The organism is Alteromonas sp. LOR, assembly GCF_000753865.1.
Classification (GTDB): domain Bacteria; phylum Pseudomonadota; class Gammaproteobacteria; order Enterobacterales; family Alteromonadaceae; genus Alteromonas.
In genome coordinates this window covers 134,119-149,532 of the sequence record NZ_JQFW01000001.1, presented here as the reverse complement: position 1 = coordinate 149,532, position 15,414 = coordinate 134,119, and the positions used below count along the sequence as shown (strand labels likewise).

General features: G+C 45.3%; 13 protein-coding genes. 8 read left to right on the top strand and 5 right to left on the bottom strand.

What is annotated here, in order from left to right:
* Positions 1–326 precede the first annotated feature (326 nt).
* Entirely contained in the window at positions 327–2,069 is a 1,743-nt protein-coding gene (locus JV36_RS0100620) for an amidohydrolase (RefSeq protein ID WP_081926472.1), read from the top strand.
* A gap of 12 nt (positions 2,070–2,081) precedes the next feature.
* Here JV36_RS0100620 and JV36_RS0100615 read toward each other — a convergent pair whose 3' ends face one another.
* Complete coding sequence (locus JV36_RS0100615) at positions 2,082–2,843, bottom strand: SDR family oxidoreductase (protein ID WP_032094729.1); 762 nt, start codon at positions 2,841–2,843, stop codon at positions 2,082–2,084.
* A gap of 19 nt (positions 2,844–2,862) precedes the next feature.
* Positions 2,863–3,732, bottom strand: a complete 870-nt coding sequence (locus tag JV36_RS0100610) for an acyl-CoA thioesterase (RefSeq protein ID WP_032094728.1) — start codon at positions 3,730–3,732, stop codon at positions 2,863–2,865.
* Between the two features lie 524 nt (positions 3,733–4,256).
* On the opposite strand from JV36_RS0100610, the gene JV36_RS0100605 reads away from it, so the two are divergent.
* Positions 4,257–6,266: an ATP-binding protein gene (locus tag JV36_RS0100605; protein WP_032094727.1), complete on the top strand. Its 2,010-nt coding sequence runs from the start codon at positions 4,257–4,259 to the stop codon at positions 6,264–6,266.
* 246 nt (positions 6,267–6,512) lie between these two features.
* On the opposite strand, the gene JV36_RS0100600 is transcribed toward JV36_RS0100605, so the two are convergent.
* Genes JV36_RS0100600 through JV36_RS0100590 form a run of 3 tightly spaced genes read right to left on the bottom strand, consistent with a single transcriptional unit; the run spans position 6,513 to position 7,980 of the window.
* Entirely contained in the window at positions 6,513–7,067 is a 555-nt protein-coding gene (locus tag JV36_RS0100600) for a DsrE family protein (protein ID WP_235207722.1), read from the bottom strand.
* Positions 7,068–7,112: 45 nt separating this feature from the next.
* Entirely contained in the window at positions 7,113–7,532 is a 420-nt protein-coding gene (locus JV36_RS0100595) for a YeeE/YedE family protein (RefSeq protein WP_032094726.1), read from the bottom strand.
* A gap of 16 nt (positions 7,533–7,548) precedes the next feature.
* Entirely contained in the window at positions 7,549–7,980 is a 432-nt protein-coding gene (locus tag JV36_RS0100590; RefSeq protein WP_032094725.1) for a YeeE/YedE family protein, read from the bottom strand.
* 293 nt (positions 7,981–8,273) lie between these two features.
* On the opposite strand from JV36_RS0100590, the gene JV36_RS0100585 reads away from it, so the two are divergent.
* The 6 genes from JV36_RS0100585 (at position 8,274) to JV36_RS0100560 (ending at position 15,331) form a co-directional block, all read left to right on the top strand.
* Positions 8,274–9,065: a hypothetical protein gene (locus JV36_RS0100585; RefSeq protein WP_235207721.1), complete on the top strand. Its 792-nt coding sequence runs from the start codon at positions 8,274–8,276 to the stop codon at positions 9,063–9,065.
* A gap of 350 nt (positions 9,066–9,415) precedes the next feature.
* The gene (locus JV36_RS0100580) at positions 9,416–11,653 is read left to right on the top strand and encodes a TonB-dependent hemoglobin/transferrin/lactoferrin family receptor (RefSeq protein WP_032094724.1); all 2,238 of its coding nucleotides are present in this window, start codon (positions 9,416–9,418) and stop codon (positions 11,651–11,653) included.
* Positions 11,654–11,771: 118 nt separating this feature from the next.
* A complete protein-coding gene (locus JV36_RS0100575; RefSeq protein ID WP_081926471.1) occupies positions 11,772–12,704 on the top strand; it encodes a heme/hemin ABC transporter substrate-binding protein in 933 nt (310 codons plus the stop codon).
* A complete protein-coding gene (locus JV36_RS0100570) occupies positions 12,697–13,791 on the top strand; it encodes a FecCD family ABC transporter permease (RefSeq protein WP_081926470.1) in 1,095 nt (364 codons plus the stop codon). Before JV36_RS0100575 ends, JV36_RS0100570 begins: the two co-directional genes overlap by 8 nt.
* Positions 13,792–13,806: 15 nt before the next feature.
* Positions 13,807–14,625: a heme ABC transporter ATP-binding protein gene (locus tag JV36_RS0100565; protein ID WP_052010041.1), complete on the top strand. Its 819-nt coding sequence runs from the start codon at positions 13,807–13,809 to the stop codon at positions 14,623–14,625.
* Positions 14,603–15,331 (top strand): HugZ family pyridoxamine 5'-phosphate oxidase, encoded by a 729-nt coding sequence (locus tag JV36_RS0100560; protein WP_032094723.1) that lies wholly within the window; start codon positions 14,603–14,605, stop codon positions 15,329–15,331. Before JV36_RS0100565 ends, JV36_RS0100560 begins: the two co-directional genes overlap by 23 nt.
* Positions 15,332–15,414 lie beyond the last annotated feature (83 nt).

Below are 15,414 nucleotides of genomic sequence, written 5' to 3'. Positions count from 1 at the left end.
ACTCAAAAAAAGAACGTAATTCAAAAGTAGCGTTTTTTATATCTATAGAGTTTATATCTATAGAGAATGCTGCCTGTGCTAGTTTCTGTGTTAGCTAAGTTAGCGGGGTAAGCAAGAAACTATTGTTAGTCTTATCAAACAATGGTGTTATACGTTTTATTGCTGATTATTATTGAAAATAAGGTTTCTGCGGTGAGTGATTCTTTGACGCCTATTATGTTGCTTGCACCGTCGTCTTCTTTTCTGCGGGTGTACCAGTATAAATTCCAATGTTTCACTGCGAATGAGTGAAGCCTTAAAGCACTGAAAAAAACAGAGAGAAAGGAATGCCTACACTATCTATTTTACTGTTTGCAGCGGCGCTGGCCGTGGCTCAATCAAGCGTTGCTGAAACGCCTTCTAACGCAGCGGTTACCTCACCCGCTACAGCTACTCTTACTGCAATATCTGCATGCGAAAAAGCCGATTTAGTGCTGCACAACACCACTGTTTATACGGCAAATGACTCACAGTGGAAGGCGCAAGCGGTGGCGAGCTTAGGCAGTAAAATAGTGTTTGTAGGCTCAAACGAAGCGGCCAAAAAATACATGTGCGGTAATGCCAATAGTATTGATATGGCCGGGAAAACGGTATTTGCAGGCTTTACCGACAGTCACCAACATTTAGAAGGCGTAGGTAAACGCACAAAAACCTTAAGCTTATTTGGGGTGCCCACGCTAAAACAAACCGTAAAAGAAATAGAAAATTGGGCAAGCAGCGTACCTGATAACAATTGGGTATTAGGTCGCGGGTGGATAGAGCGGGAATGGACCGATGAACAGCGCTTTTTAAGTCGCCATGATGTAGATGGCTTTACCGCAAATAAGCCGTTATTTATGCCCCGTGCTGACGGTGTGTCTGCGCTGGTAAACAGCAAAGCGTTAGAACTAGCAGGAGTAACTCGCCATACGCCAGACCCAGAAGGCGGCAAATTTGAGCGCGACGAGTCAGGCGAGCTAACGGGGTACGTGCTTGCCAACGCCATGAACGTATTTCGCGATATTATTCCCAAAGATACCGATGCCTATTTAAAAGATAACTTATTAAGAGGCTTGCAGGCCAATGTGGCTATGGGCTGGACCCAAACTCAAGACGCCGGCATGCCGTATCGCTTAGTCGATTTAATGCAGCAAATTCATCAACAAGGCGACATGTTGCACAGAGTGTACGCGTCAATTCCCGTTTTACAGGCCGAGCAGTTATTCACCCGGGGGCGTGAAAAAACCGCCGATGATATGTTTGATGTAAGAGGCATCAAGGTATTTATCGACGGTACATTAGGCTCGCGAGGTGCTGCACTATTAGAAAACTATTCCGACGCACCGCACAATGGGTTTATGAACCGCATTACTCAAGAATCCCTAGTGCCCATATTGCACAAAGCACTGCAACATGGTGCGCAAGTACAAACCCATGTTATTGGCGATAGAGCAGTACGCTCGCTGCTGAATTGGTACGAAGAGGCGTATAACACAGTGCCTAAAGAAAAGTGGGCACACCAAGATTTACGCTGGCGTATGGAGCACGCTCAAATAATAACGCCACACGATCAGCAGCGCTTTGTAGATTTAAACGTTATTCCCTCAATGCAGCCTAGTCACGGCATCGGCGATTTAAACTTTGCTGGCGCTAGATTAGGCCAAGCGCGCCTAGCCTATGCTTACCCATGGAAGTCGCTAGTTGATAAAGGCTTAAAAGTGGTAGCAGGCTCAGACGCGCCGGTAGAAGTGGGCGATCCACGGATAGAGTTTTACGCTGCCGTAGCCCGAAAGCGACTGGATGGTACCTCGGGCGAAGGTTGGCATCCAGAGCAAGCGGTTTCAAGAGAGACCGCCCTTAAAATGCTGACTATTTGGCCTGCCTACGGGGCATTTCAAGAGCACCTGCGCGGCTCTATAGAGGTGGGTAAATACGCCGATTTTACAATATTTAATTGCGACTTAATGACAATAGACGAAGCTGATATTCTCAAAGCAGAGGTAGCCATGACTGTCGTCAATGGGCAGGTGGTATACAGGAGAGAAAACTAACTCTCACTGCTGCTAAAGCGCAGTAAAACCACCTTCTATCATCAACTGATGACCCAACAAAAACGACGATTGATTAGAGCTTAAGTACATTACGCCGTTGGCGATATCCTGCGCTTCGCCTAGACGGCCAATGGGGTGTGCACGCGTTGCTAGCTGAGCGGTTTTAGGATCTTTTTCAAAAGCTCGTGTTGTCATGTCAGTATTAATAACACCGGGGCATACAGAATTCACGCGAATGCCTTTTCTGCCATATTCTACGGCGGCGGTTTTCGTTAAACCAACTACAGCGTGCTTTGTAGCGCCATAAATTCCCATTTTAGGCGCAGATACCACTCCGCCTATAGAGGCGGTATTTACAATTACGCCGCCGCCTTGCTTCATCATTTGCGCAATTTCGTATTTCAAACAAAGCCATACGCCTTTCACGTTGACCGCCATTAGCTTATCGAACATATCTTCTTCGGCGTCTGCTAGGTAGGTGTGATCTAAGTCGATACCTGCATTGTTAAAGGCAATGTCTAAGCAACCATAGTGCGCTACTACCGCATCAACCATGGCTTTTACATCTGCAGACTTAGAAACGTCTGTCTTTATCACTATTGCCTCGCCACCAAGAGAACGCACCTCTTCAGCTACCGCGTGCGCGCCTGCTTCGTCTATATCAGCAATAGCCACTTTGGCCTTATTTTTGGCGTATTCTAAAATAGTGGTGCGGCCAATGCCAAAGCTACCGCCGGTGACTAATGCTACTTTGCCTTCTAAATCTTGATACATATTTTATCCTTATAAAACATTACTTAATACGAATTAACCCTTCTTGTGCGACCGACGCCACCAGCTCACCAGATTGCGTGAAAATACTGCCGCGGTTAAGCCCTCGGCCATTGCCCGTCCAAGGCGTATCCATCAAATAGAGTAACCATTGGTCTACTTTAATGTCGTTGGCGTGAAACCATACGGTGTGGTCTATACTTGCAGTCGCTACATTCTCATCCATCCATAGCATTTCGTGTGGTCGGCCGCTTGTGCTCAATAGGGTTAAGTCGGTGGCGTAAGCCAATATGGCGCGGTGTAATGCGGTATTGCTCGGCAGTGCCTCTTTTGCTCGAAACCAGGTAGCCTGACTCAGTTTTTTGTCACTTCTTAAAAAATGAGCTTCTTCGTTAATTGGTCTCACCTCAACGCTGCGGTAGCGGTTAAGCATGGTATACACATGCTCTGGCAGTGAGGCTTTATGTTTTTCAGCCAATGCATTCTCGTTTAACAAGCTATCTGGTGGTGGAATATTAACTGGCATGTCAATTTGATGTTGATACCCGTCGCTTGTACCTTGAAATGAGGCAATTAAATTAAAAATAGGTTTATTGTGTTGAAGAGCAACCACCCTTCGGTTGCTAAAATTACGGCCATCGAGGTCGCGGTGTACCTTGAAAACGATATCTTCCTCGCAGTCACCTGGGCGAATGAAGTAGTTATGGCAAGAGTGCACACGTTTATCGGCTGATACCGTTTTCGACGCTGCCATTAACGCTTGTGCTAATACTTGACCACCAAATACTCGGCCGGTAGACGACGCTAATCTATGGCCTAAAAACTCGTCATTTTCTAAAGCTTTAACATCCAGCAACTCGGTTAATAAGTAGGTTGGTGACAATCCTTTCATATAGCTCCTTCATGTTATTCCTCGATGGTAAGCCAAAGTGATTGCTTGCAAAGCGATGGCTTACATTTATCACACGCTGTAAATCAGCTTCTGTGAAATGTTGAAGATGCCATTCACTATAAAGTGAAACGCTTTTTATATGTGGTAATTTTCAAGGAATTCCCATCATAAATTTGATTACTCAACTATAAGTTGGTGAGTGATTGTCATCCTAAACTTGCGCTCCAATTTTCAAGAAAAAAGTTAAGACTTACCCTTCTCGTTATTTTCACATCAAGACCATTTCGAGTTCATTTCAAGGCCAAATTTTATAGCGTCAGCACTATCTGTGTTTCTCAATTTCAAAACCTGCATTTTTGAACACCCAAGCCCCATAGGTATAACGAAATATTTACGCCAGTAATTATAAATGCGCTTTAAAGGTTAAACTAAAGTATAAAAAGTGGACTAAAATTCATGTAGTGCATGTAGTAGATAGCACAGGCATGCCTTAATTTAACGGTTACACGTTTGGTGAAAAATAGATGTTATATAAAAATACCACCATAGATGAGAGCGAAGTAGACACATTTACCACCGACTTTCCCGATGTTTTGCAGCACATGGTGCGCAATGTGTCTGATGGTGTTGTCATTTTCGATAGCCGATATCGTATTGTCGATTGCAATAACGCCTTTAAAGCAATGCTTGGTTACGACGCTTCCTCTTCACTGCAATTAACGTTAGCCGATATAGATACCCAGTTTTCCCACAGCTCTTCTACGGGTGACTTTAGCTACTTTACAGATGCCCTTGGCAACATTGAAAGTGACTACATTAAAAAAGACACCAGCACTATTAGTGTGCAGGTGTCGGCCATGGTCACCTTACTAAATCGTCAGCAGGTTGCGCTGGCCATAATCAAAAACACCAGTAACAGAAAAGAAATAGAAGCCGAGCTATTAGAATTTAAAAGTATTGTGGATAAAACCACCGACTGCGTGTTTATCTTCACTCGTGACTCCTTAGCGTTTACCTACACAAATAGGGGCGCAGAAAAGCAGGTAGGGTACTCGCTAGATGAATTAAAAAGCATGCATCCTTACGACATTAAGCCCGACTTTAACGAAGAGGAATTTAGAGCGCTTATTGCCCCGTTAATAAGAAACGATGGCGGCACCCTCAATTTTGATACCGTGCACAGACACAAGAACGGCGAACTGATAGACGTAAATATTATTCTGCAGTTGGTAGAAGGGCAGTCTGGCGAAAAGCGTTTTATTGCCATAGTGCGCGATATTAGCGACTACAAAAAGCTACAAGAGCAGTACCGCCACTCACAAAAAATGGAGGCCATTGGCAGGCTAGCCGGTGGGGTAGCCCACGACTTTAACAATCAACTGGCCGTTATACTGGGCTATTCCGACCTCATAACTCATCATAGTAGTCCAGATAAACATGGCCGCCTAAATGGCAGCGAATACGACAGTGAATACAGTAAAGAAATAAGCGGATATGCTAAGCGTATTAGCGAAGCTGCCTCGGTGTCGAAAAAACTGGTTGAGCAACTACTCATATTTTCAAGAAAGAGCGAGCTGCAGCTGGCCACAGTAGATATACACAGCGCCATTCGAGAAATGGAAGAGTTTTTAAACCATACTATGAGTAAGAAGGTGGCGATATCGGTTAGCCTGGCGGCTAGCTCTCACCACGTGGTAGCCGATAAAGCGCTGTTGAAAACTGCGCTGTTAAACTTAGCGCTTAATGCTCGCGATGCCATGCCCGATGGCGGCCATATATTTATTGAAACCGAGCGCTTGCCCTTTGCAGAGCTCAAGCCCGATACCTTTAACGAAGCCATACAAATTACAATTTCAGACACTGGAAGCGGTATACCTCACGATCAGCTTACCAAGATTTTTGAGCCTTTTTACACCACTAAGTCGCAAGGAAAAGGAACCGGGCTTGGCTTGTCTTCAGTAAAGGGCACTATAGAGCAACATGGCGGTATTATTAACGTAACCAGTAATGAGAATGCCGGCGCAACCTTTACGATTACCTTGCCGACCTATCGAGAACAGGTATTTACTAAGCAAACTGACCCTGTGCATGCAGGCGCAACGCAAGCGGCATCTAGCCTAGATGGGGCACTACAGACGCAAAACGAAGATACTATGCAAACATCGCCCAAAGACACTATTTTATTGGTTGATGACGAGCCCTTAGTAAAAGACGTATGCGCAGAGCTACTAACGCTATTGGGGTATAAGGTAATAACCGCAGGCAGCGGTAAGGAAGCTATTGATGTTTTTACACAGCAACAGCATGATATTGCGCTGGTAATTGTAGATTACATGATGCCAGAAATGCTGGGAACCGAAGTCATCGCGGCCCTCAAGGCCATAAAGGCCGACGTGAAAGTTGTGGTGTCTTCAGGCTATCTAGCCGATACCACGGTAGCCGAGTTGAGACAAACCGGCGTACTAGAAGTACTCGGAAAGCCATTTTCTACAGAAGAACTTAAACACGTACTTGCTCACTGTTTAAATAAATAAGCGGTATAGCCGAAAAAATTAAGTGTGAAAAAGATGGCTTTTCACACTACTTTTGTTGCCACAGCTGCCTGCCACTCGCTAGAAAATTCGGGAGCCGGTGGCATTGTAAAGGTTTTTGGGCTGCGGCCCTCCGTCACTGTGGCATAAGCAGCAAGTGGGTTACGAAGCCCAAACCTATCTTTCACACTTTTTGGCACATTATGCTAATACCGACAATAAGTTTGGCTTTGTATAATATCTCTAAAATTAAAATGGATTGACGGTATAGCCTTCTTGCTGAAGCAATGCGTGAGCGGTCATAGCTGATAATTGAATCTCCACCCCTTCAACCAATTCACTGCCTTGAACGGCATTTGCAGCTGCGCTTTGCCCGCATAAGATTACCCGTACATTGTTTTGTAAAAGTGCGCTTAAAAGGGGCTCATTTGGGTTGGTTGTTGCATATTTTTGTTGATAAGACGCGTTGTTTAGCAGGTCAAAAATCGCTTTACCGTGAACCACAAGGGCAAGGTGTATATTTTCTTTTTTCACACCCGCAGCAACATGCATGTTGATAAAGCGAGCTAAGCTATCAAACTTTCGATTTACCACGCCTTCACCACCGGTGCTAGCCACGTCAAATGCAACAGTAAACTCACTGTTTTCAGGCAAAGAGTGAGAGGGAACCGGCGCACTTTTTCCAAACCCTGATATAGCTGTTCCATCTTTAAATGTGGACATCTGAGCATTAACAGCAGAGTGAAAGCTAAAGAGAGCAACTAAACAACAAGCCATCAGGTTTACGTTTTTTATTTTTAACATAGTGAGTACCTTTTCAAAGAGTTATTTATGCATCTTTTGCTTTGCTTACGCCGTTGTTGGTTTCAACCAATGTTGCGCTAGCATGCCTACAACCATTGCGACGATAAATAGTAGCACGTCTGATTGAAGTGAGGTGGCAGCTACAACAACGGGGCCGGGACAAAAACCACTTACACCCCAACCAATGCCAAAACATGCCGACCCTAAAACTAACTTAGCATCGATAGTGGTACTTGTGGGAATGTCGAACTTATCAGCAAACAATGGTTTGCTTCTTTTGCGTACCCAATAAATACAAGGCGCTGCCACTGCTATTGCGCCGCCCATTACAAAGGCCAAGGTGGCGTCCCAATTCGAGCTAAAATCGAGAAAGTTAAGTACGCGAGCAGGGTTGCTCATACCCGAAATAATAAGTCCGAAACCGAACAAAAGGCCGCTAAATAATGAGGCTATAATGACTTTCATGAATGAATTCCTCCGTTTATAAGACGTGTCTGACAATGTTTGTGGTAACAACAGCTGCAGCCATAAAAGTGAGTGTGGCCACTATTGAACGTGGCGATAACCGAGAAAGGCCCGCTACACCGTGACCAGAAGTGCATCCACTGCCAAGGCGGGTTCCAAACCCTACTAGCAACCCCGCTATTATCATCCAGCCAGAACCCACCTGAGTCTGTACTTCAAAGCCACCTAAGAACACCTTATAAATTACCGCAGCTAACAACATTCCAATTAAAAATGCTAACCGCCAATATTGTTCAGATCCCCTTTGAGTTAGCGCGCCAGCAGCAATTCCTGATATGCCGGCTATGCGACCAAGAGTGAGCAATAGCAATACCACTGATAGCCCAATAAGAATGCCTCCTATTAAGCCGCTTAGAGGCTCAAAAGGGGTTGCAATCCAGTTTTCCATTTATCTCTCCTTTTCCGCTGTACCTCAAATGAGTTTATGAATCTCGTATCTACATAATCAAGTCATGTAAATGCGTTATTTCGCATATAATAATGCGGAATATTCCAACTGAGCTAGCGGATTGTTAAAACTCTTCGTATTTATAATACAGGAGTAGATAAACTAAATATATATATAAAATATACTTTATTTTATTACTAGCTAGGTTGCAGATAAAAATGCAGAGAGTACGCTATACAACAAGCTAATGGCTGTAAAAAACAACTATGCAAACACACTAAAACGAGGGCGCAATGGATTACAAAAAGTATTACGAACCCCTGGTGGCGGTGCATTCTGTCGACTTCAACAAGTGCTTTTACTGTGGTTGCGAGGCTTCAACGCCCGATTACATTCCTCCTATCTCGTTTATTCACGATTGGCGCGATGGCAGCAGAGATGCTGAGTTTATTGCCGTGCCTGCGTGCAGCGAATGCACCGATTTATTAAAAAAACACAATAGCGGCACATTGGGTGAGCGCTTCGATGCCCTCAAAAAACTATTAGCAAACAAATACAAAAAAGCGGTAACGGTTTATAACGTGTGGAGCCCAGAAGAGCTGGAAGAAATGGATAGAGCATTTCAAATAAGTTTAAGCGCAGGCATCAATTTAGGCAAAGAAACCGTATCTCGACTTCGCTTTAATGGCTTCGACCATGAAATAGGCGGCAGCATTACCAGAGTGGGCAAAGCGCCAGATAAGCGCTACCAGGTATTCGATGAAACCTTTGAAAACTTCAAACTGGCACTGGAATACGCCAGCAGCACCTATCAAATTAAAAAAGGCCGCTTAAGCGAGCTGTACTTTGAGAACGGCGAAAATTTCGATAGCGCTATAGAGGCGTTTCATCGCTCACTAGAAGCACGCAGATTATTAGACGCCATCGAAAAGCCCTGCGAAGCGTTTGCAACGCAGCACAATCAAAACAGAAACCTGGTTATTCGCGAGGTAAAAAAATACCTACGAGCCGATGAAAACCTTACCGTAAAAGAGGCGCTGGATAAGTTCTATTTGTTGAGGGTGAAAGAGGAGCGAAAAAACTAACAAGCTTCAGCAACATTGTTATAAAGCACCGGGCTCTCTTCATTTTAATATTGTGCCGACACTGCCTTATGAACATCTTTATATTAATTTTTATTCATCAATTACCACGCAGAACGCTCATTTTATAATAGGCGTTAGCACTGCTTCATCGGCTCTACCGTTGCGACAAGCCTGTATTGATGCGGGTTTACACTTTCACTTATTTTTTCTAACTCCAATCAAAAACGCCTCGTTTTGCTATTTGTAAAGTCTGCATTAATAAATTTGTTTCCCTAAAAACTTCGTGATAACTTAATCTAAATAATAACTATTATCATTAACATCCGCACTATTTGTAGGGTTTTAGACACATGAAGTTTTCAAAAATTGCTCTTGCTATGCTCGTTTCTGGTTTCAGTACATTCTCTTTCGCCGATGCATTAGAAGAGGCCGATTTCGAACAAATCACCGTTACATCCTCTCGATTTAATTCAGATATAGATGAAATTGCCTCTAGCGTAACCGTTATCGACACCGAACAAATGGATAAGATGGTGGCCACTGATATTCGTGACTTAGTGCGATTTGAGCCCGGTGTAGTGGTTGAAGGGGGCGGCCGATTTGGCCTATCGGGCTTTAATATTCGAGGTATTAATGCCGACCGCGTACTCATGTTGCTAGATGGCGCGCCTATAGCGGATGAATTTAGTTTTGGGCCTGGGCTTTCAGCGCGCCGCGATTTTATTGATGTCGATATGATAGACCGAGTCGAAATTATTCGCGGCCCAGCGTCTACCCTTTACGGAAGCGATGCTATAGGCGGTGTTGTGTCGTTTATTAGTAAAGATCCAAGCCAGCTGCTACAAAACGGTGACAGCATGGGCGGCCGTGTAAAAGTAGGGTATGCGTCGGTAGCCAATGAGAGTATGGCTAACGCTCAGCTATTTGGAAAAAAGGGCGACTGGGAATGGTTATTAAACGCGACCACACGAGATGGCGCTGAAACTGAAAACTTCTTTGGCGGCAGCGGCACAGGGTTAGAGCGCGATGCCGCAAACCCACAAAGTAATAATACCGACAGTGCGCAATTTAAACTTATCTATAAACCAAGCGATGCGCACAGAATAGAGTTTCTCGCCGACTACTTAGAAGGCGAAACTCAAACCAACGTTTTATCTCAGGTAGATACCTTCGTACGTGGTGTGCGCATTACCGAAAGCCAAGGTATTGATGAGCGCGATAGAACGCGGTTTCAAATTAATCACACCTATAGCGATAGCACCGCCATGTTCGATAAAGTGCTTACCCGAGTTTACTGGCAAGAAACCCAAAATAGCCAAGCAACTCGTGAAGGGCGCTTTGGCGCAGTATCAAGACAAGATCCAACTCCAGTACAGTTAGGCCGAACTCGTGATAGCGAATTCAACCAAACAGTAGAGGGAATCATTGTACAGTTAGACAAACAGTTCAGTGTAGGTGATTCAAAGCATTACCTTATTTACGGTAGCGAACTGCAGTACACCGACAGTGAATCGTTACGAGAGGGCAGTACATTTGTCGCCGAAACGGGTGCTGTGGTACCGGAGTTTTCTGTGTTTCCCGCACGAGACTTTCCTATTTCTGAAGCCAGAGAGCTGTCGTTTTTCATTCAAGATGAAATAACCCTGCTCAATGGCAATTTAACGTTAAGTCCAGGCGTGCGCTACGACGAATTTACATTAGCGCCTTACCCCGATGACATTTTTACCAATGCTAACCCCGGCGTTGTTGCAGTGCCCTTCGACGATTCGCAAGTATCATTTAAGTTAGGTGCAGTGTACGACCTAAGCGAAAACACCAATGTTTGGCTGCAATACGCAGAAGGATTTCGCATTCCTCCTTTCGACGACCTAAACGTGGGCTTTACTAACTTTGCCGGCGGTTATACATCGTTACCTAACCCCGACTTAAAGCCTGAAAGTGTAGAAAGCTGGGAGATAGGCATAAGACAAACCTTAGACGCGGTGAAGTGGAGCGTGAGTGCCTACCACAACAACTATGACAACTTTATTGAATCAAGAGCCACGGTAGGCTTTAACCCCGCCACGCAGCTCATTGAGTTTCAGGCAACCAATCGCGAATCTGTTGTTATTGAAGGAATAGACGCACAGTTTACATGGTTTTTAGGTGAGTCTGCTTCTGGCTTAACGGGTTGGGAGTTGCGAGGTGCGCTTACGTGGTTAGACAGCGAAGATAAAGCTACAGGCCAAGACGTAGAATCTATTTTACCGCCACAAGCCGTTGCAGGCATTGGCTATACCGATAGCAGCGACACGTGGTCTGTTGAGTTTATCGGTACTTTTGTGCAGCGCTTTGACTCACAAATTCAACCACAAGACCCCGCCGAGCCGCGACTATTTGAGGCCCCTGGATATGCGCAGTTCGATTTGCTGGCTAACTACAATGTGAACGAAGACCTTGCCATTAATGTTGGTGTATTCAACCTTTTCGATCGCAAAAGTTGGAGCGGCACTGAGGTGCGCGGCTTAGAAGTTGGCGAAGCGAATAACCTTAACTTTCTTACTCAGCCAGGCATGAATGCCGCCATTAATGCCACGTATGCATTTTAAGTTTATGCGCGAGGAATAATGCCAAGCCGCCTACAGTAAAATCGATTGGCACTTACTCAGTAAGTAAGGGCTTGGCAATACCTCGTAAGTTAAAACCCTTTATTAGGAACAGATTGCTATGAAAACCCAACCGCTTTTCTCAATCGCATTCTCAGTATCAGTAGTGAGCCTATTGTTCGCTTTTGGTTTATTAAGTCACAACAACGCCCATGCTAAAGAAAACACCTCGCAAAAGCTTATTACAGCGGGCGGCACCATTACCGAAATTGTGTTTGCCCTTGATGCTGGAGATAGTGTGATTGCCGTAGATCAGTCAAGCCAATATCCACAGGAAGTAAAGCAGCTACCCATGGTGGGCTATTACCGAGACTTAGCCGCTGAAGGCGTATTGTCTTTTGCCCCTGATAAAATATTGGCCATTGAAGGTGTGGGCCGAAATGAGGTTATCAAACAAATAAAAAGTACCGGCGTAGACGTTGTTGTTTACGACAAACCTACCGGCCCCGAAGGCCTCGTTGCGCTAATTCAACAGCTTGGCGCAGACCTTAGAAAAACAGCACAAGCACAACAGTTAATTGCGCAATTCAATGCCTCACTGCCAAGTAAAGCAACAAACAGCACTGCCAAAGCGGTATTTTTACTTTCAGCCTCCGATCGCGGGCTCATTGCGGCAGGCACAGAAACGGTACCGCAGTTAATATTTAGTTATGCGGGCATCGACAATGTGGCAGCGCAGCATAAAGGGTTTAAAGGCATAAATAGCGAGGCATTAGCACTGCAGCAGCCCGACTTTTTAGTTGCGCCTAATCACGTGGTAATGAGCGCCGGTGGCAAAGACAAGTTTTGCCAAAGCCCCAACTTACGCTTACTTAAAGCAGCGCAAGAATGTCGCTTGTTAGTCATGGACTCACTTCAATCGCTTGGCATGACCCCTCGACTTGCCCAAGCTATTGCCTTGGTGAAAAACTGGCGTGAAAAAGGCGCGAATGGGCAAACAGTTAAAAAGCAAAGCGCCTATATTCATACTGCTAATGGTAAAAGCGATGAGTAGCCTTACTTTTTCACATCAGTCACCGTTGCCTACATCACATAAAAGCTGGTTTGATAGCCAGCAGAAGAAAGTGTGGTTTTGCCTTTCATGGCTGCTTGCCATGTTAATAGTGGCAAGCGTAGTGTCGTTAAGCTTTGGGCCTGCAGGCTGGGATATACGCTTATCTGTTGCCTGGTTTTTACCCGACACTTGGCATTCAATCAGCACACTGCAGCTCAACATTATTAGCGAAATTCGCTTACCGCGTTTATGCCTTGGATTACTGATAGGCGCAGTATTGGCGCAAACTGGGGCCGCCACGCAGGCATTATGTAGAAATCCACTGGCAGACCCCTCCGTAATAGGAGTAAGTTCGGGGGCAGCAGTAATGGCCGTAGGCATGATTGCGCTTGGGCCTTTATTGCAGGCAACCTTTGGCATAAAAGCCGCGTTAATGCTGCCTTATGCTGCGTTTATTGGGGCACTTCTGGCTACGCTGTTGGTGTATCAATTTGCACAAAGCGAGCAGGGCGTGCAAGTTACCTCGCTCATTTTAGTAGGCGTGGCAATGAACGCGCTAGGGTTTGCCCTTATTGGGTTACTCAGCTTTTATGCTGACGACAGCTCCCTGCGGTTAATTAATTATTGGACCATGGGCTCGTTGGCGGGAGCCAATTGGTCTTCACTGTTTCAAGCCTTGCCATTACTGCTACTTAGCTTAATGGGTTTATGGAGCAAGCGGCAGCAAATGAGTTTGTTGTTATTGGGCGAGTCAGAAGCCAAATACATGGGAGTAAATATAAAAAGCTTAAAAAATCAGATAGTGGTGTTTGTTGCAATAGGGGTAGGTGCTGCGGTTGCACTTACTGGGTTAGTCGGCTTTTTAGGCTTAGTTATTCCCCACCTTTCTCGTATTTTGGTAGGCGCTAACCTCAAATACATGATGCCAGTAAGCATGTTATTAGGTGCCTTGGTGCTATTGGCATCAGACTGGATTGCCAGAGTGGCCGTTGTGCCTGCCGAGTTACCTATTGGCATTGTTACCGCCATTATTGGCGCACCCGTTTTCATCTGGATGCTGCGCCGCCAGCTAATGCCACAGGGTTAAAAGAGAGCAGCCAACATGACCAACCTACTTTCACTGAAGAACATAACCGTTAAGCGCGGCAAGCGAAACGTACTTAACAACATCACATGCCAAGTACCCGAAGGCAAACTCATCGCGCTGGTGGGCGCAAATGGGGCGGGTAAGTCTACACTTATTCACACCATTGCCGGTAACCTGCACTTTCAAGGGCTGCTAAGTTTAAAAGGGCGCTGCATAAGGCAATGGAGTGAGTCTGAATTAGCTCGTGTGCGCGCAGTAATGACGCAACAAAACGCGCTTAACTTTCAACTAGGTGTGCCCGAGCTCATTGCCATGGGGCGTTTTCCCATCGCTGAGTCAGAGCAGCAAAAGCGGCAGCGCGTTGCTGAATTTATAGACCACTTAGACTTACATAAACTGGTTAATAGGCACACAGGGCAACTATCTGGTGGTGAACTACAGCGGGTGAATATAGCCAGAAGCTTTGCTCAACTCGACGCTTTTACTAAGCAAAAGCACAGCAAGCTACTATTATTAGATGAACCTACTTCAGCGTTAGATTTACATTTTCAGCACCACCTTATGCAGCTAGTACGTAAGTTCACGAGTATGGGAAACACTGCCATAGTGGCCATACACGATTTGAACTTAGCATCGCTGTATGCCGACGACGTTATGTTATTAAGCGGTGGCGAACTCATTAAATTTGGCACTAAAGACACCGTATTAACGCCAGAATTTTTAGAGCCTGTATACGGCACGCAAATGCATATACAGCCTCATCCAAACCTACATATTCCAATGATATTTTCAGAACCCAAGGAGCTCCTTAATGAGAACGCAGGCATTAACTGACGCAAAAGCACTGCTTCGCGCGTGTGAAACGGGCGTCATTTCCACTATTTCGTATAACTTACGCGGCTACCCGTTTGGGTCGGTGTCGCCCTTTATCAGCTGTAGCGAAGGCAAGCTGTATTTTTACATCAGTGATATTGCGCAGCACGCTAAAAACTTAGAAAAAGACAGCCGCATGAGCCTAACGGTTTTCCATCAGGCAGAAGAGGGCGATCAAAATGCCCACGGCCGAGTTACCGTGGTTGGTGATGCTAAACCAATAAAAGGCGACAAAGCTCAGCAAATTCTTGAGCAGTACGTACTGCGCTTTCCAGAAGCCGAAACCTACAAACAAGCCCACGATTTTAAAATATGGCAAATGGACATAGTGCGCGTTCGCTATATTGGTGGGTTTGGTAAAATCTTTTGGTTAGAACAAGAAGAGTGGAACGCACCGGCAAGCCCTTGGGACTTCGAGGCAGAAACAGGCATGATTGCGCACATGAACGAAGACCATCAAGACGCTATGGCGCTCATATTAGCTCATCATCAAAGTGTGCAAGACGACGCACCCACCATGACAGGCGTAGTCACCGACGGATTTTACATTCGCTCGCAAGATAAAAATTACTATGTGCCTTTTGAAAACGTGTGCACTAGGCACGAAGACGTGCGCATGGAACTGGTAAGACTAACCAACCGCGCTAGAAAATCGCAGGCGGCATAGCCTAACAGGCATGTGAGGGGCATACTTAGAAGGCGCTGTTAAATAACGGTGCCTGAAATACATTGCTCGTTTAGTGCTATTGA